The organism is Stenotrophomonas sp. 86156_Sma (assembly GCF_056481625.1).
The window spans coordinates 4,745,539-4,768,328 of the sequence record NZ_CM151157.1; the positions used below are offsets into that span (position 1 = coordinate 4,745,539).

At 66.1% G+C, this 22,790-nt stretch carries 19 protein-coding genes and 1 pseudogene; 8 read left to right on the top strand and 12 right to left on the bottom strand.

Annotated elements, in window-relative coordinates:
• Positions 1-24: 24 nt before the first annotated feature.
• Positions 25-507: pseudogene (locus ACZK33_RS21990) on the top strand (magnesium chelatase subunit ChlI family protein); the annotation flags it as partial.
• Positions 508-631: 124 nt separating this feature from the next.
• Here the strand turns inward: ACZK33_RS21990 and ACZK33_RS21995 are convergent.
• The 3 genes from ACZK33_RS21995 to yidA form a co-directional block, all read right to left on the bottom strand.
• Positions 632-1,018: a hypothetical protein gene (locus tag ACZK33_RS21995; protein WP_423174305.1), complete on the bottom strand. Its 387-nt coding sequence runs from the start codon at positions 1,016-1,018 to the stop codon at positions 632-634.
• Positions 1,019-1,124: 106 nt separating this feature from the next.
• A complete protein-coding gene (locus tag ACZK33_RS22000) occupies positions 1,125-3,443 on the bottom strand; it encodes a TonB-dependent receptor (protein ID WP_423174304.1) in 2,319 nt (772 codons plus the stop codon).
• A 362-nt stretch (positions 3,444-3,805) separates the two neighbouring features.
• Complete coding sequence (gene yidA, locus ACZK33_RS22005) at positions 3,806-4,639, bottom strand: sugar-phosphatase (RefSeq protein WP_075675948.1); 834 nt, start codon at positions 4,637-4,639, stop codon at positions 3,806-3,808.
• Positions 4,640-4,788: 149 nt separating this feature from the next.
• Between yidA and ACZK33_RS22010 the strand changes: the two genes are divergently transcribed.
• A complete protein-coding gene (locus ACZK33_RS22010; RefSeq protein ID WP_423174303.1) occupies positions 4,789-5,451 on the top strand; it encodes an exopolysaccharide biosynthesis protein in 663 nt (220 codons plus the stop codon).
• 139 nt (positions 5,452-5,590) lie between these two features.
• Here ACZK33_RS22010 and ACZK33_RS22015 read toward each other — a convergent pair whose 3' ends face one another.
• Both ACZK33_RS22015 and ACZK33_RS22020 read right to left on the bottom strand, forming a co-directional pair.
• Positions 5,591-6,901 (bottom strand): PQQ-dependent sugar dehydrogenase, encoded by a 1,311-nt coding sequence (locus tag ACZK33_RS22015; protein WP_423174302.1) that lies wholly within the window; start codon positions 6,899-6,901, stop codon positions 5,591-5,593.
• Positions 6,894-7,334, bottom strand: coding sequence for a DUF2231 domain-containing protein (locus ACZK33_RS22020; protein ID WP_423174301.1), 441 nt, complete (start codon positions 7,332-7,334; stop codon positions 6,894-6,896). The genes ACZK33_RS22015 and ACZK33_RS22020 overlap by 8 nt, the downstream gene beginning before the upstream one ends.
• 310 nt (positions 7,335-7,644) lie before the next feature.
• Here ACZK33_RS22020 and ACZK33_RS22025 point away from each other — a divergent pair, with 310 nt between their 5' ends.
• Positions 7,645-9,411 (top strand): S8 family serine peptidase, encoded by a 1,767-nt coding sequence (locus ACZK33_RS22025; protein WP_134950807.1) that lies wholly within the window; start codon positions 7,645-7,647, stop codon positions 9,409-9,411.
• Positions 9,411-10,004: a S8 family serine peptidase gene (locus tag ACZK33_RS22030; protein WP_423174300.1), complete on the top strand. Its 594-nt coding sequence runs from the start codon at positions 9,411-9,413 to the stop codon at positions 10,002-10,004. The genes ACZK33_RS22025 and ACZK33_RS22030 overlap by 1 nt, the downstream gene beginning before the upstream one ends.
• 147 nt (positions 10,005-10,151) lie before the next feature.
• Here the strand turns inward: ACZK33_RS22030 and ACZK33_RS22035 are convergent, their stop codons facing one another.
• The 5 genes from ACZK33_RS22035 to cyoA form a co-directional block, all read right to left on the bottom strand.
• Positions 10,152-10,823 carry an SCO family protein gene (locus tag ACZK33_RS22035; RefSeq protein ID WP_121504202.1) on the bottom strand — a complete coding sequence of 224 codons (672 nt, stop codon included), beginning with the start codon at positions 10,821-10,823 and terminating at the stop codon, positions 10,152-10,154.
• A 142-nt stretch (positions 10,824-10,965) separates the two neighbouring features.
• Positions 10,966-11,298 (bottom strand): cytochrome o ubiquinol oxidase subunit IV, encoded by a 333-nt coding sequence (gene cyoD / locus ACZK33_RS22040; RefSeq protein WP_006399830.1) that lies wholly within the window; start codon positions 11,296-11,298, stop codon positions 10,966-10,968.
• Between the two features lies 1 nt (position 11,299).
• Complete coding sequence (gene cyoC, locus ACZK33_RS22045) at positions 11,300-11,935, bottom strand: cytochrome o ubiquinol oxidase subunit III (protein WP_005414759.1); 636 nt, start codon at positions 11,933-11,935, stop codon at positions 11,300-11,302.
• On the bottom strand, positions 11,932-13,908 hold the full coding sequence (gene cyoB, locus ACZK33_RS22050; RefSeq protein ID WP_423174299.1) for a cytochrome o ubiquinol oxidase subunit I: 1,977 nt from the start codon (positions 13,906-13,908) through the stop codon (positions 11,932-11,934). Before cyoB ends, cyoC begins: the two co-directional genes overlap by 4 nt.
• 5 nt (positions 13,909-13,913) lie before the next feature.
• Complete coding sequence (gene cyoA, locus ACZK33_RS22055; protein WP_071227643.1) at positions 13,914-14,819, bottom strand: ubiquinol oxidase subunit II; 906 nt, start codon at positions 14,817-14,819, stop codon at positions 13,914-13,916.
• A gap of 183 nt (positions 14,820-15,002) precedes the next feature.
• Between cyoA and ACZK33_RS22060 the strand changes: the two genes are divergently transcribed.
• The 4 genes from ACZK33_RS22060 to ACZK33_RS22075 are packed head-to-tail and all read left to right on the top strand — an operon-like array spanning position 15,003 to position 18,875.
• The gene (locus ACZK33_RS22060) at positions 15,003-16,418 is read left to right on the top strand and encodes an aminotransferase-like domain-containing protein (protein ID WP_423174298.1); all 1,416 of its coding nucleotides are present in this window, start codon (positions 15,003-15,005) and stop codon (positions 16,416-16,418) included.
• A 55-nt stretch (positions 16,419-16,473) separates the two neighbouring features.
• The gene (locus ACZK33_RS22065) at positions 16,474-16,752 is read left to right on the top strand and encodes a hypothetical protein (protein ID WP_005414763.1); all 279 of its coding nucleotides are present in this window, start codon (positions 16,474-16,476) and stop codon (positions 16,750-16,752) included.
• On the top strand, positions 16,752-17,351 hold the full coding sequence (locus ACZK33_RS22070; protein ID WP_032127099.1) for a DUF6436 domain-containing protein: 600 nt from the start codon (positions 16,752-16,754) through the stop codon (positions 17,349-17,351). The genes ACZK33_RS22065 and ACZK33_RS22070 overlap by 1 nt, the downstream gene beginning before the upstream one ends.
• Before the next feature lie 9 nt (positions 17,352-17,360).
• The gene (locus ACZK33_RS22075; protein WP_423174297.1) at positions 17,361-18,875 is read left to right on the top strand and encodes an aminotransferase-like domain-containing protein; all 1,515 of its coding nucleotides are present in this window, start codon (positions 17,361-17,363) and stop codon (positions 18,873-18,875) included.
• A gap of 87 nt (positions 18,876-18,962) precedes the next feature.
• Here ACZK33_RS22075 and ACZK33_RS22080 read toward each other — a convergent pair whose 3' ends face one another.
• Positions 18,963-20,264, bottom strand: a complete 1,302-nt coding sequence (locus tag ACZK33_RS22080) for an aminotransferase class V-fold PLP-dependent enzyme (protein WP_423174296.1) — start codon at positions 20,262-20,264, stop codon at positions 18,963-18,965.
• Entirely contained in the window at positions 20,264-22,666 is a 2,403-nt protein-coding gene (locus ACZK33_RS22085) for a TonB-dependent receptor plug domain-containing protein (protein WP_423174295.1), read from the bottom strand. The genes ACZK33_RS22080 and ACZK33_RS22085 overlap by 1 nt, the downstream gene beginning before the upstream one ends.
• Positions 22,667-22,790: the final 124 nt, after the last annotated feature.

Here is a 22,790-nt window from a genome sequence, read left to right on the forward strand (position 1 = left end):
TGACATCAGTGAACCCCCCACTAAGTGGCAGCGATGAACCCTTGCCCGTGTGGCTGGGCCGGTGACCGCAGCAACCGCTGCCTGTGCAGCGATGAGCGCATCAACCGCTACCGTGCGCGCGTCTCCGGCCCGCTGCTGGACCGTATCGACCTGCATATCAGTGTGGCGCGTATGGACGCAGTGGAGTTGCGGGAGAGCACGCCACTGGGTGAGCCCAGTGCATCGGTGCGTGAGCGGGTGGAAGCCGCCCATGCCCGGCAGCAGGCACGTGGCGCGCTCAATGCACATCTACCGCCGGCTGCGCTGCGTGCCTGTACGAAACTGAGCGAGGGCGATCAGGATCTGTTGGAGCAGGCGATTGAGCGCCTGCAGCTTTCTGCGCGGGCGATGCACCGGATTGTGCGGGTGGCGCGCACGATTGCTGATCTGGCGGGTTGTGAAACGATCCAGACGGCGCATCTGGCTGAGGCGATCGGTTACCGGCAGTTGGATCGGGGGAAGCCTTAGAAATGCCGGGCGGGTTGGCTCTTGGTGGAGTCGACCGTTGGTCGACTCGCGTGCGAAGCGCGGCCTTCTGTGAAGTAGATGCAAAGAGCGGTCGACTAACAGTCGACCCTACCAAGGGCAGGCATCACGCAGCGGAATCCACCCGCCCACGCTTCGCCAGCAACGCCACCCGACGGCTGACCAGCGCGTGCAGCTCCGCCAGCTCCGACGCCCGGTCAGCCGTCATGTTCCCGCCGAACAACACCCGCGACAACGCCGCCTCGTCGCTGTCGTGCGGGTGCTGCCACCGGTCCCGGTACACCTTCTGGCACACCAGCCAGGCCAGCCGCAGCCCCCCACCGGGCAACGGACGGACCACGCGCTCGTAGACGTGCCAGAACTGGTACTCGGCCTGCAGGTCGATCACAGGCGCCACGGACAGCGCCTGCCGGGGCCGTCCCGGGCTCCGGATGCCGAACAACGGTGATCGCGGGTTGTACTGAGCCATGTAGACAGGATGACCCAGCAACATTGTGGGAACCTTGCGTCGCCGCCAGAAAATCGCTGTTGATTGCCCAAGGGGGGCCAGGTGGGTTTGGGGGGACCGCCAGGTGCATCCACGCATGGCGTGGATCTACTTAGAAGGTCATCGAGGTGCTGAACATCAGCTGCCGGGGCGCGCTGCGCTGCAGGGTCTGGTAATCCCCCGAGAACGACGAGCCGGCGATGGTGGCGGTGCCGATGTTGTGGCGGTTGAACAGATTACTCACGTCCAGCCGCAGCTCCAGGCCCGGCACGGCGCTGTCCGCACCGAAGCGGTAGGCGGCATAGGTGTTGACCTGCCAGAAGGTCGGCACGCGGATGTCGTTCTCGTAAGTGAAGGGCTGGCGCAGGTAGGAGGTGCTGGTGGCACCGAAGCGCCAGTCACCGAAGTGGGCGGACAGGTCGCTGACCAGCGAGATCTGCGGGTAGCCCGGCTGGGCGTTGCCCTTGATCGGGTACACCGTGTCGCCCACCACGAAATCGCTGTCGTAGTACGAACGGGCCACGGCCACGCCCTGGTAGAACTGCAGGTGGTCGGTCAGGTCGGCGGTGATGCCGAGGTCGGCGCCGATCACGTGCATCTTCGGCATCAGCCGCACCGTGTTGATCTGCGCGAACTGGGTACCAATGGCCGCCGACAGCAGGCGGTTGCGGATGTCGTTGTAGAACACGTCACCGGTGATCGTCAGCCGGTCGAAGCGATGCGACGCGCCGACGGTCAGATTCCAGTTCTTCTCCGGGCGCAGCGTGCCGGCCACGCGGTCGAACTCTTCCTGGTCGGTGATGGTCCACGCCGAGGCGGTGTAGCCGATGTTGCCGCGCTGCGCCACGCGATAGCCGTTCATGGTATTGGCCAAGTCGATGAAGGCGTCGGTGGATTCGGTCGGGCTCCAGAACAGCGAGACGTGCGGCAGGAAGTTGCTCTTCGCGCGCAGCGTGCCGTTCACCGGGCGATCCTTGGCATCACCCAGGCCGCCACCGCTGGTGCGGAAGTCCACGGCCTTGAAGCCGACACCCAGCTTCAGCGTGTCGTTCAACACGATGTCGTCCTGCAGGTAGAACTGGCGCGAGCGGGTCACCCAGCTCGATGCGTTGTCGGTCTTGAACGCGGGGCCATACACATCGAACGGACCGGTGGCCTTCAGCGGCGGGCCCTCGCCAAGCAGCGGCTGCTGGTACCACTCGGTCTTGGCCGCGGCCTTGCTCTTCTCCTGCCAGAAACCGGCAGTGAAGGTGTGCGCGCCGGTCTCAAACTGCAGGTTGAGCATGCCACCCAGCCGATTCACACGCGGCGTCTGCACCTGTTCGGAGAACGGTGCGTCGTTGGGCGACGGCACGGTCGGGTCGGTCAGCGTGGCCTGGGTGTGGCTGTTGGCGTTGTACAGCTGCACGTTGCCGCTCAGCGCCGGGGTGATCTGGAAGCGATGGTTGATCGAGGACACGCGGTCGCGGGTGATCTGGCCAGTGTCGTACGGGATAAGTTCGGACAGCTCACCGCAGGTGTAGGCGCCGCAGGATTTGTCCGCATTCTCCGGCGAGGCCACGTACCAGGCCCACGCGTAATCCGGATAGAAGATGTCGGCCTTCCAGCCCAGCTTGCGGATCATGTCGAAGGAAATGTTGTTGTAGCCCCAGACCTTGGCCTTGCTGTCAGACAGGAACACGGTGAAGTCGCCCCAGGCGACGTCCTGCTGCAGCTTCAGGTCGCCGCGCAGGAAGTTCTGGGTGCCCTCGCCCTGGTACTTGTCGGCGGACACGCGCTGCAGGTCGACCAGCACTTTCGGGCCATGCTCGCCGAGCTGGCCGCTCTGCCCGGACACGGTGGTGACCAGCGTGTTGTTGCTGCCCACGCCCTGCTTCACGCGCAGGCTGGGCGTGTCCTGCAGCTCGCGCAGGCGGTATTCCAGGCTGCCGCCGTTGACGCTGCTGGAGAACACACTGACCGGTGCGCCACCGGGACTGACCGTGATCGCGCCGATGCCATCGGGCACGCCCACGTTCACCACGCTGGTGCCGGTGAGCGAGAGGAAGCCGTTGTCGTTCAGTGGCACGCCTTCGAAGGTGATGCCCATTTCGTTCATGCGGAAGCCGCGCACGAACAGGCTGGTGGCCGAGATATCCAGGCCAAGCCCGTCGGTAGCGGTGTAGCTGGCGCCCGGCACCTGCTTCAGCATGGCCAGGCCGTTGTTGCCGGTGACCATCGCGTCGAGGTCTTCGGCCTTGATGATGTAGCGGTTCGGACCGATCACCTGGGTGGGCGCAACGGCGGCGCCGCGCGGCGTGGCGATGACCTGCAGCGCGTTCAAGGTGGTGGGGGTGTCATGCGCGGCATCGTGCGTTTCTGCGGCGTACGCAGGTGCGGTGATGGCCGCGATGATGGCCAGGGCGAGGCGCGTCGTGGGTGGGGTGTTCATGGCAGTAAATCCGTGTGCAGGGAGAGAGCGGCGCAGGCGCACGCCCAGCGCGTTGCAGCACCGGTGTCGGCGCCCTGGCTGGAGATGCGGTTGCGTTGCGGGAGTGACGGCGCGGTGCGCGCCGGTCAGCAGACGAAGGCGATCATCTGCCGTGGGATTCGGTGGGGTGATTTCGACGTGCGAAATTCTTGCATCGCACTGCCGCATTCGCCATTGCGCCGTGGTACAGCGCCGATGGCGATGGGGATGGGCGGGCTATACGTGGGTATAGCCCCGGCGTGGTGGAGGCTGACCTTGGTCGGCGCTTGCCGTTTGCGTGTGCCAACCGAGGTTGGCACCTACCAGGGCATAGGGACGCGTGGCTACTGCAGGACGAAGCGCTCGATCGCGCGCGCCACGCCTTCGTCGGCGTTGCTGGTGGTTTCAAACCGCGCCACCGCCTTCACCGCGTCGATGGCATTGCCCATCGCCACACTGGTACCGGCGTACTGCAGCATGGTCAGGTCGTTCTCCTGGTCACCGATGGCCATCACGTTGGTGCGGTCGATGCCGAGGTGCTCGGCCAGCTTCTGCAGGCTTGGCCCCTTGCCGGCGCGATGATCGAACACTTCCAGGAAGAACGGTGCGCTCTTCAGCACTGCGAAGCGCTCGGTCAGTTCGGCGGGCAGGCGCGCGATGGCGGCATCCAGCACGTCGGGCGCGTCGATCATCATCAGCTTGATGAAGGACATGGACGGGTCCATGTCGGCCACGCGGCGATACGACAGCGGCATCCGCGAGAGATGCGAGTCGGCCACGGTGTAGTAGCTGATGTCCTGGTTGGGCGTGTACATGCGCTGGCTGTCCAGCGCCTGGAAGTGCACGCCCAGGTCGCGGGCCACCTGCTCGCAGAACAGGAAGTCGTCGAAGCTGAGCGGATACTCGACCACGGTTTCGCGCGTGCCGATGCGCTGCACCAGGCCACCATTGCAGGCGATGCAGTAGTCGTCGTCTCCGGTGATGCCCAGCTCGTGCAGGAACGGTGCCAGGCCGGGAACCGGGCGGCCACTGGTCAGCACGATGTGCACGCCCAGTGCGCGCGCCTGCGCGATCGCCTGCTTGGCCCGCGCGGTGAGCGTGTGGGTGGGGTCCAGCAGGGTGCCATCCATGTCGATGGCGACCAGTTCGATGGTCGATTGCCTGCGGCCCATGTCCATTGCGTTCAACTCGTGCGGGGCACGCCAGTTTACCCCCTCATGCCCGGTTCACCTCTTTGCCCACGTTGGCCGGGATACTGCGGGAGCCTGTGCGTCCCCCACCGCAGGACGGCCCGCTGACCGCCCTTCCCTGGAGAACCTTGCGACGCATGACCTACCGTGCCCCCGAAACCAACGACAGCGCGCCCCTGGCCCAGCAGATCGAGCAGATGATCGACGAGCTGCCCGGCGACCAGGTGAGCGTCGGCACCCTGCTCAGCGCGCTGGGCGATGAGGGCCTGCTGCTGATCGTGATCCTGCTCTCGGCCATCTTCATCATCCCGGTGTCGATTCCCGGGCTGAGTACGGTGTTTGGTGCCTCGATCCTGCTGATCGGCCTGAGCCGGGTGCGCAACCGCCCGCTGTGGGTGCCGCAGAAGCTGGCGCGCCGCGAGATCGCCACCGACAAGCTGAAGGCCAACCTGGGCCGTGCGCTGAAATGGGTGCACCGCATGGAGCGGCTGTCGCGGCCGATGCGGCTGGCGGTGATAGTGCGCTCGAAGAAGATGATGCGCCTGAACAACCTGATGCTGGTGTTCGCGACCCTGCTGCTGATGGCGCCGGCCGGGCCGATTCCCTTCAGCAATACATTGCCGGCACTGGCCCTGATGTCCTTTGCGATCGGCTTCATCCAGCGCGATGGTGCGGCGGTGGCGGCCGGTTACGGCTTCGTGGTGGCCACGGTGGTGTATTTCGGCGTGCTGCTGGGCGGCGTTGGGTTTGCTGCCGAGTCCGTGTTCAGCGGGCTGCGCGCGGCGCCTTCGGAAGTGTAGCGCCGGGCCCAGGCTCGGCGGCTTATGGCTTTTTGTAGAGTCGAGCCATGCTCGACTGCTGCTGGCAAAAGCAGTCGAGCATGGCTCGACTCTACAAGGGCCAGATCCAACGCAGTCGAGCAAGCTCGACTCTACAAGGCTACTTGGCAGACACCCGCCACACCACGTCGCCCACGTCGTCGGCCACCAGCAGTGCGCCCTCGGCATCCATCGCCATGCCTACCGGTGCGCCCATCAAGGTCTTCTCGTCCTTGGAGGCGAAACCACTGACAACCGTCTGCGGCCGCCCGGTCGGCTTGCCGTCCTTGAACGGCACGTAGACCACTTCGTAGCCGCTCAACGGCGAGCGGTCCCAGCTGCCGTGTTCGCCGATGAAGGCGCCGCCGTGGTACTGCGCCGGCAGTGCCTGGCCGGTGTAGAACAGCAGGCCCAGCGGTGCCACGTGCGAGCCGATGGCGTAGTCCGGCGTGATGGCTTTCGCCACCAGGTCCGGCCGCTGCGGCTGCACGCGCTCGTCCACGTGCTGACCGTAGTAGCTGTAGGGCCAGCCGTAGAAGCCATCCTCCTTCACCGAGGTGAGGTAATCCGGGACCAGGTCGGCACCGATTTCATCGCGCTCGTTCGCGACTGCCCACAGCTGGCCTGTGCTCGGCTCCCAGTCCAGCCCGGTTGGGTTGCGGATGCCCGACGCAAAGATGCGGCTGCCACGGGTGGCCACGTCCACTTCCAGCACCACCGCACGGCGGTACTCGACGGCCAGGCCGTTCTCGGTGATGTTGCTGTTGGAACCCACGCCCACATACAGCTTGCGGCCATCGCGGCTGGCCAGCAGTTCCTTGGTCCAGTGGTGGTTGATGGTGCTGGGCAGGTCGGTGAACTCACGGCCCTTGTCGGACATGCGGGTTTCACCAGCCACGTAGTGGTACTGCATGATGTTGCCGGTGTTGGCCACGTACAGCGTGTCGCCGATCAACTGGATGCCGAACGGCGAATGCAGGCCTTCGATGTAGACGTGTTGGGTCCAGGTGTTCGTTCCCGGCGTGCGGCGCAGCAGGGTGACCCGGTTGCCGCCCTTGCCGGCCTTGCCCGAGCGCGCCTTGACCTTGCCGGCGATCCACTGCTTGGGCGTGGTGACCGGTTCTTCGCCGGGGCCATTGCCCTCCACCACCAGCACATCGCCGTTGGGCAGGGTCAACAATCGCCGCGGATGCAGCAGGTTGGCGGCGATGCGTTCGATCTTCAGGCCCTCGGCCACCGTGGGTGACTGGCCCTCGGCCCAGCCCACGCCGCGCGGCACCTGCATCGGCGGCATCAGGAAGTTCTTCGGTGCCGGCAGCGGCGGCTGCGCACCGGATTGGTCGGTGGGGTGGTACTCGGCCTTGCCCGCGCAGGCCGACAGCATCACGGCCAGCGCCAGGGCGCCCACGGTAGGCAGGATGTGCTTAGCCATGACGACCTCGCTGCAGCACCGGCGGCTGCAGTGACAGCAAGATCAGGCCCAGTGCGATCAGGGCCACGGTCAGCGCCGACAGGATCGTGCCCGGCACCGCGACGGCATAGGCATCGCGGCTGTGCACGAAGGCGTTCCAGATGGCCAGCACGACCGCGACCAGGTTGAGGAAGAAGTCGATGCGGTCGATGCGGGTGGCGGTGCCGTTGCGGCGCCAGACCGCGAACAGGTTGATCAGGCGCGGAATGATGGCGATCAGCAGACCGAAGGTGATCAGCCAGGCGGCGGCCTTGCCCCACATCACCTCGGCGCTGTTGAGGTAGATCGCGTCGAAGATCAGCGCGCCGACGAAGAAGCCGAAGGGTATCGGGTTCAACAGGCTGAACAGCGTGGTGCCGAGGCCGCGATGGGCCTGGGCCAGAGGGTTGACCATCATCGTGCTCCGATGCGGAAGGGTGCACGGGCTGTAGTAGCACAGCCGGATGTGAGGGCGCGCGATGATGCCGGGTAGATCCACGCCATGCGTCGATACGCGTGCCAACCAAGGTGGGCACCTACCAGATGCGGGCCGCTGCAGTCGTCATTACCCCACGGCATAAGCGTTTGTGACGCAATAGGCACATCTGCAGATTGGGAGTGTGAAGAGGTAGGGGGTTGTTCGTTGTGTCGCGTTTGGCTCGTTGCGATGGGGCAGTCCCGCCCCGCCGTCCTGCCATGCCGATTCACAACAGAAGGATTCGTGTATGAAGCGACACACGCAACGCTCCGCGCCACCGCGCTCCGCGCGCCTGGCCCTTGCCACTGCCCTGGTGCTGGGCAGCCTGGCCGTCACCGCCCAGGCCCAGCAGGCCGATCCGCTGGCCGGGCGTCAGTGGCATCTGCTCAACACCGGACAGACCGTACTGGGCGATACCCTGCCGGTGGCTGGCAACGATCTCAACGTGGATGGCCTGTTCCGCAATGGCATCCGTGGCCAGGGCGTCACCATCGCCATCGTCGATGACGGCCTGCAGATCGCACACCCGGACCTGGCCGCCAACGTTGCGGCGGTCGCCGGCAAGAACTTCGCCAACCAGAGCAACAACCCTTCACCGTCCAATCCGGACCGCGACAATCACGGCACCATGGTCGGCGGCATCGCCGGTGCAGTAGGTGCCAACAACCTGGGCGTGCGCGGCGTCGCCTCGGCGGCCACCCTGAAGGGCTTCAATTTCCTGGCCTCCAATGCCCAGGGCAATTCGAACTCCAACATCGAGTACTCGTGGTGGGATGGCGCCGAAGTGGCCGACGTGGGGGTCTTCAACAACAGCTGGGGCTCCAGCCCGGGCAACCCCAACCTGCCGCTCGCCTATAGCCAGAACGACATCGCCGCCTATGAGCAGGCCATGTCCGGCACCCGTGGCGGGCGCGGTGGCATCTACGTGAAGGCCGCCGGCAACAATCACAACAACGGTGCACGCTCGGATGGCACCGACATCTGCTCGGCAGACACCAAGAACCGCAACACGGGTTGCATTCCGGCCGGTCGCGACCCGCGTAACAACCTGTTCAACGTGATCACCGTTGCCGCCGTGCGCGCCGATGGCGTGCGCTCGTCCTACTCGTCCACCGGCTCGGCGCTGTGGGTGTCCGGCTTCGGCGGTGAGAATGGTTGGCAGCGGCAGGTCGTGCCGGGGCAGCTGGCGATCCGCTACGATCCGGCCATCCTCACCACCGATGTCACCGGCTGCGCGCAGGGCAGCAACAAGAACACGAGCCTGCGCAACACTTTGGACGGCGACCAGTCTGCCATCGACAGCACCTGCAACTACACAGGCAAGATGAACGGCACCTCGGCGGCCACGCCGATGGTGTCGGGCGTGGCGGCACTGCTGCTGGAGACCAACCCGAACCTGTCCTACCGCGATGTGAAGTACATCCTGGCCACCACCGCCACCCGCACCGATCCGAACCGGGCAGCGGTGACCCACTCCGACGGCCGCGTGCTGGTGCCGGGCTGGACGGTGAATGCCGCCGGCCGTGCCTACAGCAACTGGTACGGTTTCGGTGTGGTCAATGCAGCACGCGCGGTACAGGTCGCAGAAGACTTCCAGCCGCTGGGTGCACTGGTGGATAGTGGCTGGCGCAACACGACGCGTACCGTGGCCATCGGCAATACCTCGGCGGCCGCGGCGCGCCTGACCTTCCAGCTCGCCAACGGTGCACGCAACATCGAGAGCGTGCAGCTCGGCTTCCGCGTCAACCACAGCAACACCCGCCAGCTGCAGTTCGTGCTGATCTCGCCCAGTGGCACCCGCAGCGTGGTGCAACCGGCATTCACCGCGATCGGCTCTGGCCTCAACGGTGTGCAGCGCAACTTCACCAACTGGGACCTGCTGTCCAGCAATGCCTTCCTGGATGAGAACGCCACGGGCACCTGGACGCTGGAAGTCACCGACCTGGGGCAGGCCGCGAACGCTGCATCGCGTGGCAACCTCGAATTCTTCAAGATCCGCGTTCTGGGGCACTGATGATGAAGACGACCATTCTGTTGAGCACCCTCGCCCTCGCGGCGATGACCACCACCGCCTGGGCACAGAGCTCGGGCCAGACACCTCCGGCGAAGACCTTGTCGACCGTAGACACGCAGCAGTTGAAGGCGGAGGCCACCGGCCGTTCGTTCAATGTGGGCGGCTCGCGCTTCCAGCTGGCACCGTCGGCAACCGTGCAGCCGGCCAGCGGCGGCCAGTTCCGGATCACCACCGGGGCTGATGCCAGCGCGGCGGCCGTCGGCACCCGCAGCAAGCGGTCCACGGATGCGTCTACCGGTGTGGCCGCACGTGCGGATGCCGGTGCCAGCAAGTTTGCGGCCGCTGTCTCCAACGATGGCGCGCCGGTCGTGGCGACCTCGCGGGTCAAGGTGTTCTTCACCGATGCGGCTTCGGCGCAGCGTGCGGCCACCGCCACCGGCGGCACCGTGGTGAAGGTATCCAAGGCCTCGGGCCGCGCGATTGTGGAGTATCCGTCGGTGAACGCGGCACTGGATGCGACCACCAAGCTGCTGTCGACCGCCGGCATCAAGGCTGCCGAGCCGGACGTGGTGCAGTGGGAAGAAAGCAAGTAAGGCGTTGAGTGGTGCCCCCGGCCGGTTGGCTCTCCTGGCCGGTCGGGGGATTGGTGTATGGGGGGTGTGCCGACCAACGGTCGGCACCCACCGGATTCATGCATCACGTGTCGACCAAGGTCGACACCTACCGGGCTTGAACCGGAATTACCGGGCGGCGAGCGTGTCGCTTTGCTTGAGGTGGCAGCTGGCCAGCGGGCCGTTGCCGGCGGCCGGATGGCCAGGCTCGAGCAGCAGGCGCTGCACGTCCGAGAACAGCTTGTCCACCGGCATGCCGTAGGGCGCGAACAGGCGCAGACGGCCTTGGCGATCAAACACGTAGCCGCCGGCGATATGGCTCATGGTGTAGGTCTCCGGCACCGGGCCGGGTTCCTTTTCGTAGAACGCCTTGAAGTCGCTGGCCATCGCGGCCAGTTGCGCTTCGTTGCCGACCAGTGCGATCGCCTTGGGGTCGAAGGCTTCCACGTAGGTGCGCGCAACCTCCGGCGTATCACGCGCTGGGTCGACACTGACGAACACTACCTGCAACTGGTCGGCATCCTTGCCCATCAGGTGCTTGACCTGGCTGAGCTCGACCATGGTGGTCGGGCACACGTCCGGGCAGCTGGTGAAGCCGAAGAACAGGTAGGTCACCTGCCCCTGCAGGTCCTTCGGCCCACGCACGGTGCCGTGGCTGTCGGGCATCGACCACTGCTGGCCGAGTTCTTCGCAGGCGATGTCCTTGGAATAGAAGTCCATGCGCGACTGCGCACTGCAGCCGGCCAGCAGGCCGATGGCCAGGCCTGCCAGCAGCGGCAGGCGGAAACGGGGAGAGAACAACGAACGGGCAACAGCAGCAGAGCGCTTCACGGGTACCACCAACGCAGACGCGGGCGGGGTCTCGGTCAGGCCTGCCCGTGGGGGAAAGAGGACGGAGGTGCCGGGGTGATCGCGCGGTCCATGCCGATCACCCCGGCCACGGTCAGTTGATCATCATGTGGTAGTGCATGCTCCAGATGATCCAGACCGACAGTGCGACGACGATGAACAGGATCACCAGGGTGAACACGAAGCTGGCCAGGTTCCAGCCGCCTTCGGACTTGCGGTCCATGTGCAGGAAATAGACCAGCTGCACCAGGATCTGCGCCACCGCGAAGCCGACCAGCAGGAACAGCGTGAGCGGCCGCGACAGCACCGGGTTCATCACCAGCGCGAACGGCACCACGGTCAGCAGCGCGCACAGCACGAAGCCGATCAGGTAGGACTTGGTGGAGCCGTGCGCATTGCCGGCGCGCGAGGTTTCGACGTGGGCCATGTCAGAAGGCTCCGATCAGGTAGACGAAGGTGAAGACGCAGATCCACACCAGGTCCAGGAAGTGCCAGAACAGGCTCAGGCACGACACGCGGGTGATGTTGGTCGGGGTCAGGCCGCGGCGGTAGACCTGGTGCATGACCACCGCCATCCAGATCAGGCCGCTGGCCACGTGCAGGCCGTGAGTGGCGACCAGCGCGAAGAACGCCGACAGGTAGGCACTGGTGCTCGGGCCCGCGCCTTCGTGGATCAGGTGCGAGAACTCGTAGATCTCCATGCCGATGAACGAGGCACCGAGCACGAAGGTCACGCCCAGCCAGCGCAGCACCGCCGAGGTGTCGTGGCGATGCATCGCCAGCACGGCCTGGCCGTAGGTGATGCTGGAGACCAGCAGCAGGAAGGTCTCGGCCATCACGAACGGCAGCGAGAACAGCTCCTTGCCGGTGGGGCCGCCGGCGTAGGCGGTGCTGAGCACCGCGTACGAGGCAAACAGCGAACCGAACAGCACCAGGTCGGACATGAGGTAGACCCACATGCCGAACACCTTCATGCCGCCCTGTTCGTGGCCATGGTCGTGCTCGTGGTGGTCCTCGTGCGCCTGCGTGTCGCTGGCCAGCTCGGGGCGGGTCAACAGGTTCATGCGCGTACCTCCTTCAGCTTGGCAAGGTTGGCCGCTTCGGTGCGCGCCACCTCTTCGGAACTGACGTAGTAGTCCACGTCCTCGTCGTAGGACCGCACGATCAGGGTGACGATCATCGCGATGAAGCTGGCCGCGGCCATCCACCAGATGTGCCAGACCAGAGCGAAGCACAGCACCAGGATCCAGATGTTGAGGATCAGCGGCACGCCGGTATTCTTCGGCATGTGGATTGGCGCGTACTTCTTCGGCGGCGGCGGCAGACCACGCTTCTTCGCTTCGTGGAAGGCATCCAGCTCATCGGCCTTGGGCACCACGGCGAAGTTGTAGAAAGGTGGGGGCGACGGCGTGGCCCATTCCAGCGTGCGTGCGTTCCACGGGTCGCCGGTCAGGTCCAGGTTGCGCTTGCGGTCACGCACGCTCACGTAGATCTGCACCAGCATCAGGATGATGCCCACGAACACGAACAGTGCACCGATGAAGGCGGCGATCAGGTACGGCGTCCACGCCGGGTTGTCGTATTGGTTCATGCGGCGGGTCATGCCCATGAAGCCGAGCATGTACAGCGGCATGAAGGCCAGGTAGAAGCCGATCACCCAGCAGGCGAACGACCACTTGCCCAGGCGCTCGTTGAGGGTGAAGCCGAACACCTTCGGGAACCAGTAGGCGAAGCCGGCCAGGTAGCCGAACAGCGCGCCGCCAATGATGGTGTTGTGGAAGTGGGCGACCAGGAACAGGCTGTTGTGCAGCAGGAAGTCCGCGCCCGGGATGGCCAGCAGCACGCCGGTCATGCCACCGATGGTGAAGGTGACCAGGAAGGCGATGGTCCACAGCATCGGCACGCTGAACTCGACGCGGCCACCGTACATGGTGAACAGCCAGGTGAAGATCTTCACGCCGGTGGGGATGGCGATGATCATCGTCATGATGCCGAAGAAGGCATTGACGCTGGCACCGGAGCCCATGGTGAAGAAGTGGTGCAGCCAGACGATGAACGACAGGATGCCGATCGCCAGCGTGGCGCCGACCATCGACTTGTAGCCGAACAGCTTCTTGCGCGCGAATGTGGCGGTCACTTCAGAGAAGATGCCGAACGCCGGCAGCACCAGGATGTACACCTCCGGGTGGCCCCAGGCCCACACCAGGTTCACGTACATCATCGGGTTGCCACCCAACGTGTTGGTGTAGAAGTTGAAGTCCAGGTAACGGTCCAGGGTGAGCGCACCCAGTGCCACGGTCAGGATCGGGAAGGCGGCGATGATGATCACGCTGGTGACCAGCACGGTCCAGGTGAACACCGGCATCTTCATCAGGGTCATGCCCGGCGCACGCATGCGCAGGATGGTGATGAACAGGTTGACGCCGGTCAGCAAGGTGCCGATGCCTGAAGCCTGCAACGCCCAGATGTAGTAGTCCACGCCCACGCCTGGACTGAACTCGATGCCCGACAGCGGCGGATAGGCGACCCAGCCGGTCATGGCGAATTCTCCAACGCCCAGCGAGATCATCATCAACGCGGCGCCGACCACGAAGATCCAGAAGCTGAAGGCGTTGAGGAACGGGAACGCCATGTCGCGCGCGCCGATCTGCAGCGGCACGATGATGTTCATCAGGCCGACCACGAACGGGGTGGCCACGAAGAAGATCATGATCACGCCGTGCGCGGTGAAGATCTGGTCGTAGTGCTCAGGTGGCAGGAAGCCGTCACTGCCCGGGCCAGCCGCGGCCAGCTGCGCGCGCATCATCAGCGCATCGGCAAAGCCGCGCACCAGCATGACCAGCGCTACCACCACGTACATGATGCCGATCTTCTTGTGGTCCACGGTGGTGAACCAGTCACGCCACAGCGGGCCCCACAGCTTGAAGTACGTCACCGCGCCGAGCAGCGCGAGGCCACCCAGCACCATGGCCGCCAATGTGACCACGACGATCGGCTCGTGCAGCGGCACGGCCTCCCACGTCAATTTACCCAACATGTTCGTTACTCCTGGGAAACCTGGGCACCGCCGGCAGCGCCCGCCGGGGTCGCAGCAGCGGTGTTCTCACCAACGCCGATGAACTGGTCGATGACCTTCTTGAACAGCAGTGGTTCAACACTGGAGAAGTGCTGCACCGGTGCGTTCTTCGACGGTGCGGCCAGCGCCTTGAACTGCGTGAAGCTGAGCGCGTCCGGCGCGCTGCGCACCTCGGCCACCCAGCGCTCGAAGTCTTCGTTGCTGCTGGCGGTGGCGATGAACTTCATGTTCGAGAAGCCATGCCCGCTGTAGTTGCCGGACATGCCACGGAACTGGCCGGGCTCGTTGGCGATCAGGTGCAGCTGCGTGCGCATGCCGGCCATCGCGTAGATCTGCCCACCCAGCTGCGGGATGAAGAAGGTGTTCATCGTCGAGTTGGAGGTGATGTTGAACGCGAGCGGGCGGTCGACCGGGAAGTTGAGCTGGTTGACCGTGGCGATGCCGAGGTCCGGATACACGAACACCCATTTCCAGTCGGTGGCGATCACGTCCACGTGCAGCGGCTCACCGGCCACGTCCAGCGGCTTGTACGGGTCCAGCTCGTGGGTCGACTTCCACACGATCACCGCCAGCACCGCGATGATGATCAGCGGCACGCCCCAGACCACGATCTCCACCTTGGTGGAGTGCGACCAGTCAGGCATGTATTTCGCTTTGGTGTTACCAGCGCGGTAGCGCCAGGCGAATACGAAGGTCAGCACGATGGCCGGTATCACCACGATCAGCATCAGGCCGATGCAGATCAGGATCAGGTCGCGCTGGGCGAGCCCGACCATGCCCTTCGAATCCAGCAGCACCCAGTCACAGCCCGACAGGCCGACGCAGGCCAGGGCGACCAGCGCCAGGCGGATGCGGTTCCAGCAGATATTCATTGGAGGTCAACCCTGTTGAAGAAGCGCGCTTGACCGGCTCGCCTGCGCGCAGCGCCCGGGCGTGGAGCGGCTACACTGTGGGTACGAGGTCGCCTACAAGCAGGCGAACCACTCCAATCAAGCCCATACAAGATACATCATTGTATGGACCTGTGCATCTGCACGTATGGAAAAAACTGACCGATGACGCCACCTGCCGCCGGCCGCCGCCTGAAACACCCCAATCGCACCTGGGTTCGCCCCTTCCGCGAGGGCGCCGGCCCGCTGTACCTGCAGATTGCCCAGCAGGTGCGCGAGGCGGTGGATGACGGCGTGCTGCGCCCGGGCGACCGCCTGCCGCCGCAGCGCGACCTGGCCCAGCAGGTGGGCGTGGACCTGACCACGGTCACCCGTGCCTTCGCCGAGCTGCGCCAGGCCGGCCTGCTCGATGCGCAGGGCGCCGGTGGCACCTTCATCGCGCTGTCGGCCGGCAACCGCAGCACCTCGGTGGACCTGAGCATGAACATCCCGCCGCTGCTGGGCAGCGCGCCGTTCGCACAGGGCATGGAGGCCGGCTTCCAGCACGTGGGCCAGCAGCTGGGCCAGGGCGAACTGATGAGCTATCACGTCGGCGCCGGCACCCCCGAGGACCGCGCCGCTGCGGTGCAGTGGCTGGCGCCGATGCTGGGCACGGTCGGTGCCGACCAGGTGGTGATCTGCCCCGGCGCGCAGACCGCGCTGTGCGCGCTGATCCTGGCCCGCACCCAGCCGGGCGAGCTGATTGCCGCCGAGCAGCTGACCTACCCGGGTCTGCTGGCTGCCGCGCGGGTGCTGCAGCGGGGCGTGGTGCCGGTGGCGATGGACGCCGAGGGCATGCTGCCGGAGGCGCTGGAGGAGGCCTGCCAGCTGCGTCGCCCACGCCTGCTGTACCTGGTGCCGACCATCCAGAACCCGACCACGGCAACGATGTCGGCACAGCGCCGGCAGGCGCTGCTGGCGGTCGCGAAGCGCCACGATCTGACCGTGATCGAAGACGATCCCTACTGGTTGCTGGCCGGAGACGCCGCGCCACCGCTGGCCGCACACCGCGATGCCGGCTGCCCGGTCTATTACATCTCCACCCTGTCCAAGTGCCTGGCCCCGGGCCTGCGCACCGCCTACCTGGTGGTGCCGGCCGGCGAGCCGATGGAACCGGTGCTGGATGCGCTGCGCGCAATCGCGCTGATGCCGACCCAGTCGATGGTGGCGGTGGCCTCGCAGTGGATCCGCAGCGGCCAGGCCCAGGACATGGTGCAGCGCTTCCAGCAGGAACTGCGCGAGCGCCAGGCCATTGCCGCCCGTTACCTGCCGGCCCGCGCCCAGGCGCATCCGGCCGGCCTGCATGTGTGGCTGCCGCTGCCGCCGCGGCTCGACCAGTACCGGTTGATCCAGGCCGCACAGGAGCAGGGGCTGGGCATTGCCAGCTCCGATGCCTTCAGCGTGGAAGAACCGCCACCGGGCAATGCGATCCGCCTGTCGTTGGGCGGCGCGGTCGACCAGGGCGCGCTGGCCGGGGCGCTGGCCAAGCTGAACGAGATCCTGTCCGAGGCCCCCGAGGCACGCCACAACGCCATCGTCTGAACGGGGCGCATGGCGCTTTATCCATACAAGATGATATTTTGTATGCAATGTATGGATGAAGGGACGTGCATCGATGCGCGCCGAGAAACTGAAGTTCCACCTGGTGATGGCCGGGTGCGGCGGCTTTGTGGTGCTGATGCTGGCCGCGCTGGCCTGGGTCTGCCTGCAGCCGCAGACCGTGGATGTGCAGGCCGCCGAACGCCACGCCATCGAGCAGTGCGTGCAGCGCAGCGAGGATCCGTCGCGTAGCGAGATCCAGCGCCGCGCGCAGGCCGATTCCTGCCGCGAGATGCGCAAGCAGTACGTGCACAAGTTCGGCCGGGAAGATTCCTGATGGGCGCAGCCGCGCCGCGTCGCCGCTGGCTGCTGCCGACGATGATCGCCCTCGCCTGCCTGTTCATGGCCGGCGTGGCAGCTGCGTTGTGGCAGTACTTCGGCTACAGCGCGCAGTCCACCTTCACCGAACAGGCCATCGTCTTCGACGATTCGCAGCTGCGCCTGCCGGCCGACCTGGCCGGTGATACCGGCCGCATCCGCGTGGTGCATTTCTGGGACCCGGCGTGCGCGGTCTGCAACCGCGAGACCGGTGCGCACCTGAGCTACCTGATCAGCATGTACCGCCGCGCCGGCATCGACTTCTATGCCATCCGCCGCCCGGGTACGCAGGGCGAGCTGCCCGAGCCACTGCGCAACAAGGTGATCAACCTGCCGACCATCGACGGCATCGAACACATTCCGGCCAGCCCCGCCGTAGCCATCTGGGATCGCCAGGGCCACCTCGCCTACGCAGGACCGTACAGCATCGGCATGGTCTGCAACTCGGCCAACAGCTTCGTCGAACCGCTGCTGGACAGACTGGTGCGCGGCGAGACCGTGCGCCCGAAAGGACTGCTTGCCGTGGGCTGCTACTGCCCCTGGCAGGCCAAGCGCTGAGGACGCGCAATGACATCACTGACGCTGGCCGGCGTGGCCGCCGCAAACAACAACGGCGGTCACCTGTCCGAACCGACCGATGGTTATGGACAGGCTCCCGCCGTTGGAAGCAACGATACGCCCCGACATGCTCCGTACATGCCGCGACCGGATGTCGCAGCCCCCGAATGGGTGCAGGACGTACTCGCGCACAGCGGGCCGATCTACCTGCGCATCGTCAACTCGCTGGAACGCACGGTGCGCCGCGGTGGTCTCGCACCGGGACAGCGCCTGCCTTCGCAGCGCGTGTTGGCGCAGCAGCTCGGTATCGACCTGACCACGGTCACCCGCGCCTTCGATGAAGCACGCAAGCGTGGCCTGATCGAAGCGCGTGGACCACAGGGCAGTTTCATCGCACCGCCCAAGGCCGGCTTCGACCAGGTGGTAGACCTGAGCATGAACGTGCCGCCGGTGCCCGACGCCGATGCGCTGGCCGAGACGCTGCGGCGTGGCGCGGCCGCCGTACTCGCACGCAGCAACGCACCGAACCTGATGACCTATCACCTGGGCGGCGGCAACCCCACCGACCGCCACGCAGCGGCGCGCTGGCTGCAGCCGATGCTGGGAAAGGTGGACGATGCCTGCCTGCTGCTGACCGAGGGTGCACAGGTGGCGCTGGCGTCGATCCTGGTCAGCCAGGGACGCGACGACGACGCGATCCTGTGCGATGCGCTGGTCTATCCGGGCCTGCTGCAGGCGGCCGCCGCACTGGGCCGGCGCCTGCTGCCGGTGGACAGCGACGAACACGGCATGTGCCCCGATGCACTGGCCCGGCTGGCACGCGAAAGCGGTGCGCGGCTGGTCTATCTCAATCCCACCTGCCAGAACCCGACCGCACTGACCCTGCCGCTGCATCGGCGCGAAGCGCTGGCGCGTGTGCTGGAAAGCGAAGGCCTGCTGGCGATCGAAGACGATCCTTATTGGCATCTCGCCGAAGAGGCGCCGACACCGCTGGCGGCACTGGCACCGCGCCATGTGTTATACGTGGCGACGCTGTCGAAGGTGATCAGCCCCGGCCTGCGCACCGCCTTCGTGCGTTGCCCGAGCGCGGCGCATGCCGAGGCGATGACGGCTGCACTGCGGGCAACGCGGTTGATGGGCCATCCGCTGGTCTCGGCGCTGGCCAGCCAGCTGTTGCTGGATGGTTCGGCGCAGTCACTGCTGGCGCAGGTGCGCACCGAGGCGCGCGAGCGCATGCGCATGGCGCGCTACCTGCTGGCGCCGTCGATGCTGCAGCGCGCCGAAGGCCTGCATGCGTGGTGTCGGATACCGGCACCGTGGACCGATGCCACCCTGGTGCGTACCGCACAGCTGCAGGGGCTGGCGATCGCGCCGTCATCGGCATTCTGCCCGCCGGGGGTATTGCATCAGAGTGGCGTGCGGCTGTCGCTGGGACTGGCGGCGGATCGACGGCAGCTGGAAAGTGCGCTGCGGAGGATCGACCGGTTGTTGTTGTCGGATGCGTTGCCGGCGATCGAGCGGTAGGCCTGGTAGTGCCGGCCGCTGGCCGGCGGAAGATTTCCCGGCACGGACGGAATGTGCCAACCAAGGTTGGCACCCACCAAAGCAGAGTCAGGCCAGGGCGGAGAGCGCCTGCACCAGCGCGTCCATCTGCTCCGGCCGGGTGAACACCGACGGTGTCACCCGCACGCACGCGCCGGACTCCAACCCGTCGCGATGAGTAGTGAACACGCGATGCTCATCCAGCAGGCGCTTCTGCAGCGCGATGTTGTCGGCCACGCTGGTACGCCCGCGCAGGCGGAAGCTGGCCAATGCACTCGCCAACGCCGGATCCGGTGAGGACAGCACTTCGATATGTGCCATCTGCCGCGCCGGTACCGTCCAGCGCTCGCGCAGGTAACGCAGGCGCGCCTGCTTGTTGGCTACGCCGATACGCTGGTGCAGGGAAATCGCTTCCGGCAGCGCCAGGTAGGCGGCGAAGTTGACCGTACCGGTATGCACGCGGCTGCCCACGCGGCCGTCGTCGGTCTCCCCCATGTACGGGTCAAGATCGGCCACACGGCCCTTGCGCACGTGCATCGCGCCGACGCCCACCGGCGCACCGATCCACTTGTGCAGATTGATGCCGACGAAATCAGCCTTGAGCTGCGGCACCGCGTAGTCGATCTGGCCGAACCCATGCGCCGCATCGACGATCACGTCGATACCACGTGCACGCGCACGTTCGGCGATCTCGGCCACCGGCAGCACCAGCCCATGACGATGGCTGACCTGGGTCAGCAGCACCAGCTTCAGACGCGGCAACAGCGCGAATGCGTCCTCATACGCCTGCAGGATCTGCGCGTGGTCCGGCACCGCCGGCAGCGCGATACGCTCGACCTGCACGCCGCGACGCTGCTGCAACCAGCGCATCGCGCCGATCATGCTGTCGTAGTCGATGTCGGCGTACAGCACCTGGTCGCCGGGCTGCAGGCGGTTGTAGCCGCCAATCAGGGCCAGCATCGCCTCGGTGGCACCACGGGTCAGTGCGATTTCATCAACGCCCACGCCCAGCAGCTCGGCTACCTGCCGCTGCACCGCCATGTACTGCACCGGAAACTCACGGCGGCCATACCACGCGTTGCCCCGGTTCACCTCGGCGGTGTGACGCTGGTAGCTGACCAGCGTCTCGCGGCCCATCGCGCCCCAATAGCCGTTCTCCAGGTGGTTCACATCGTCGGTGATGTCGAAGTGGCTGGCCACGGAGGCCCAATAGCCTTCATCGCGGGCCAGCACGTCCGGCGCCTCGGTCGTTGCGGGAATCTGCATGGGCGCAGCGTAGCGCGTGGCAGCCATGGCGGGCAGTGAAGACAGTGCGGCTGCGGCCGGCAGCAGGGTGCCGGCACGCAGCAGGGAGCGGCGCGTGCGGTCCATCAGAAGCTCAACCGGTACTGCGCGTACAGGTTGGCACCATCGGTGTCGTACGGCGCGTTGCGCGAGTAGACCAGGCCGCGGCTGGCCTGGAACACCGCCTCATCCGGATAGCGGTCGAGCACATTGTCTGCACCCACGCGCAGGCTGTGGTGCTCGTTGATGCGATACCCCACGGCGAGGTCGAGGAAGCTCATCGTGCCGAAGCGCTGGTAGATGTCGCCCACCGCATTGCCGCTGGCGTCGGTCCAGGCACCGTAGTAGCGCATGCGTGCCATCAGCGACCAGGCACCGATGTCCCAGCTGCCAGTGAGGCTGCCCTTGTGCTCGGGCAGGCGGTCTTCGAACAGCACGCGCTGGGTTTCGTTGGTGGCCACCGAGGTGCTGCCGTTGTCCACGCGGGTGCGGTTGTAGTTGTAGGCCAGGGTCAGCGTCATGCGACCCGCGCCGAGGTCGCGCAGGTAGTTGCCGACCACGTCCACGCCGGTGGTGGTGGTATCGAAGTCGTTGGTGAAGTAGTTCACCGAGGTATAGCCCAGCGGATTGGGCGTACCGGCCGGAATGGCGAAACTGGCCGACTGGCTGAAGCGGTCGGTGAGCTTGATCTGGTAGACGTCGACCGAACCGGACAGGCCCAGGTCGGTGCGCCAGGTCAGGCCCAGCGACGCGGTACGCGATTCCTCCGGCTTCAGCGGCCTGGCACCGAGCAGCTGGGCCAGCGGATCGTTCGGCGACAAGCGGCCACTGGTGAAGATCTGCAGGGTGCGCGTATCCAGGCCCTGGGTGGTGCTGGTGGTATTGAGCTGCGCCGGTGTCGGTGCGCGGAAGCCGGTGGACACCGTGCCGCGCAGGGCCACGTCCGGGGTGATCGCGAAGCGTGCCGACAGTTTGCCGTCCAGCGTGCTGCCGAAGCTGGAGAAGTCCTCGTAGCGGCTGGCCGCGCCGATGCTCCAGCGCTCGCCCAACGGCACTTCCATATCCACGTAGGCCGCCTTGCTGCGCTGGCTCCACTGCCCGGCCTGGCTGGCCGAGAAGCCCGGCGCGCCGTTGGAATTGGCTTCCAGGCCAGCGGCAGCGCCCGGGCCCACTGCGTACGAAGCCGGATCACCGGCACGCACCTGGTAGGTCTCCTGGCGGAACTCGCCACCAAAGGCGACGTTGATCGGCTTGGACAGCGCAGCCACATCCCACTCGTAGTTGAAGTCGGCGTTGGCGTTCTTCTCGGTCTGGGTCAGGCGGCCGAGATCGAACGCGGTCGGGCTGGCCGGGCCGAGCGAGGCGTTGATGGAGTTCTTCAGGCTGTAGTCGATGGCGTTGCGGCCATACGAGGCGCTGACATCCCAGCGCAGCTTCGGCGTGATCTCGCCACGCAGGCCACCGACCAGCTGCAGGTCGTTCTGGACGTTGCCGTACTGCGGGCTGAAGCCCACCGGATAGATCGAACGCAGGTTCCAGCCGGGGAAGATCGCCGTGGTGCGGTAGGCACCGGTGGTGGTATCCGGATTGCGCCAGTTGAAATCGCTGACGCCATCGCTGTGGCTGTACAGGCCGAACGCGTACAGCTCCAGCGTGTCGTTGGCATTGGCCTTCACGTTGAAGCCGACGCGGCGGCTTTCCAGTTCCGGTTGGCCCCAGCGCTGCACCGGGTTGGGTACGTCCAGCTCCGGATGCGCAGCCTGGAAGGCGATGGCATCGGGGCGCTGGCGGGTGCGCGAGGTGGCATCCGAGTTCGAGGATTCGGCGAACAGCACCAGGCTGCCGTAGTCACCCAGCGACCAGCCGGTGCGTGCACTGAAGTCGCGCGAGGCGCCATCGCCCTGTGCGTACTGCGAGTAGCCGGCAGTAATCTCGGTACCGGGGCCATCTTCGAGAATGATGTTGATGACGCCGGCGATGGCGTCCGAGCCGTACTGCGCCGACGCACCATCGCGCAGCACTTCGATGCGCTTGATCGCACTGGTCGGAATCTGTGCGAGGTCGGCCGCCTGCGCACCACGGTTGCCGAGCAGCGCGCTGCGATGGAAGCGACGACCGTTGACCAGCACCAACGTCTGATCCGGCGACAGGCCACGCAGCGTGGCCGGGCGCACGAACACCTGGCCGTCCGCCATCGGCAGGCGCTGCACCACGAACGATGGCACCAGCTGCGCCAGCACGTCCTTCAGGTCGGTGGATTCAACGGACTTGATGTCTTCCTTGGTGAACACGTCCACCGGCGCCAGCGTTTCGAACTGGGTGCGGTTGGAGGCGCGGGTGCCGGTGACCAGCATCGCATCGAGCTGGGTGGGCGCCGTACGGCTGCTGCCTGCGGCATCGACCGCATCGGCCTCCGCTGCAATCGCGCCTCCTGCGCTGGCCATGGAAAGGGCAAGGAGGATGGAACGCGAAAGCTTCGAACGATGCACGGCAGGGCTCCGGGAGGACACGACAGGGCCAGCACCTGCAGGGATATCGCAGGCCTGGACAAGGCGCGCAGTCTCGGCGCGATCTGTGAAGGAGCCATGACGTCAGTGCGACAGCTTGATGCCG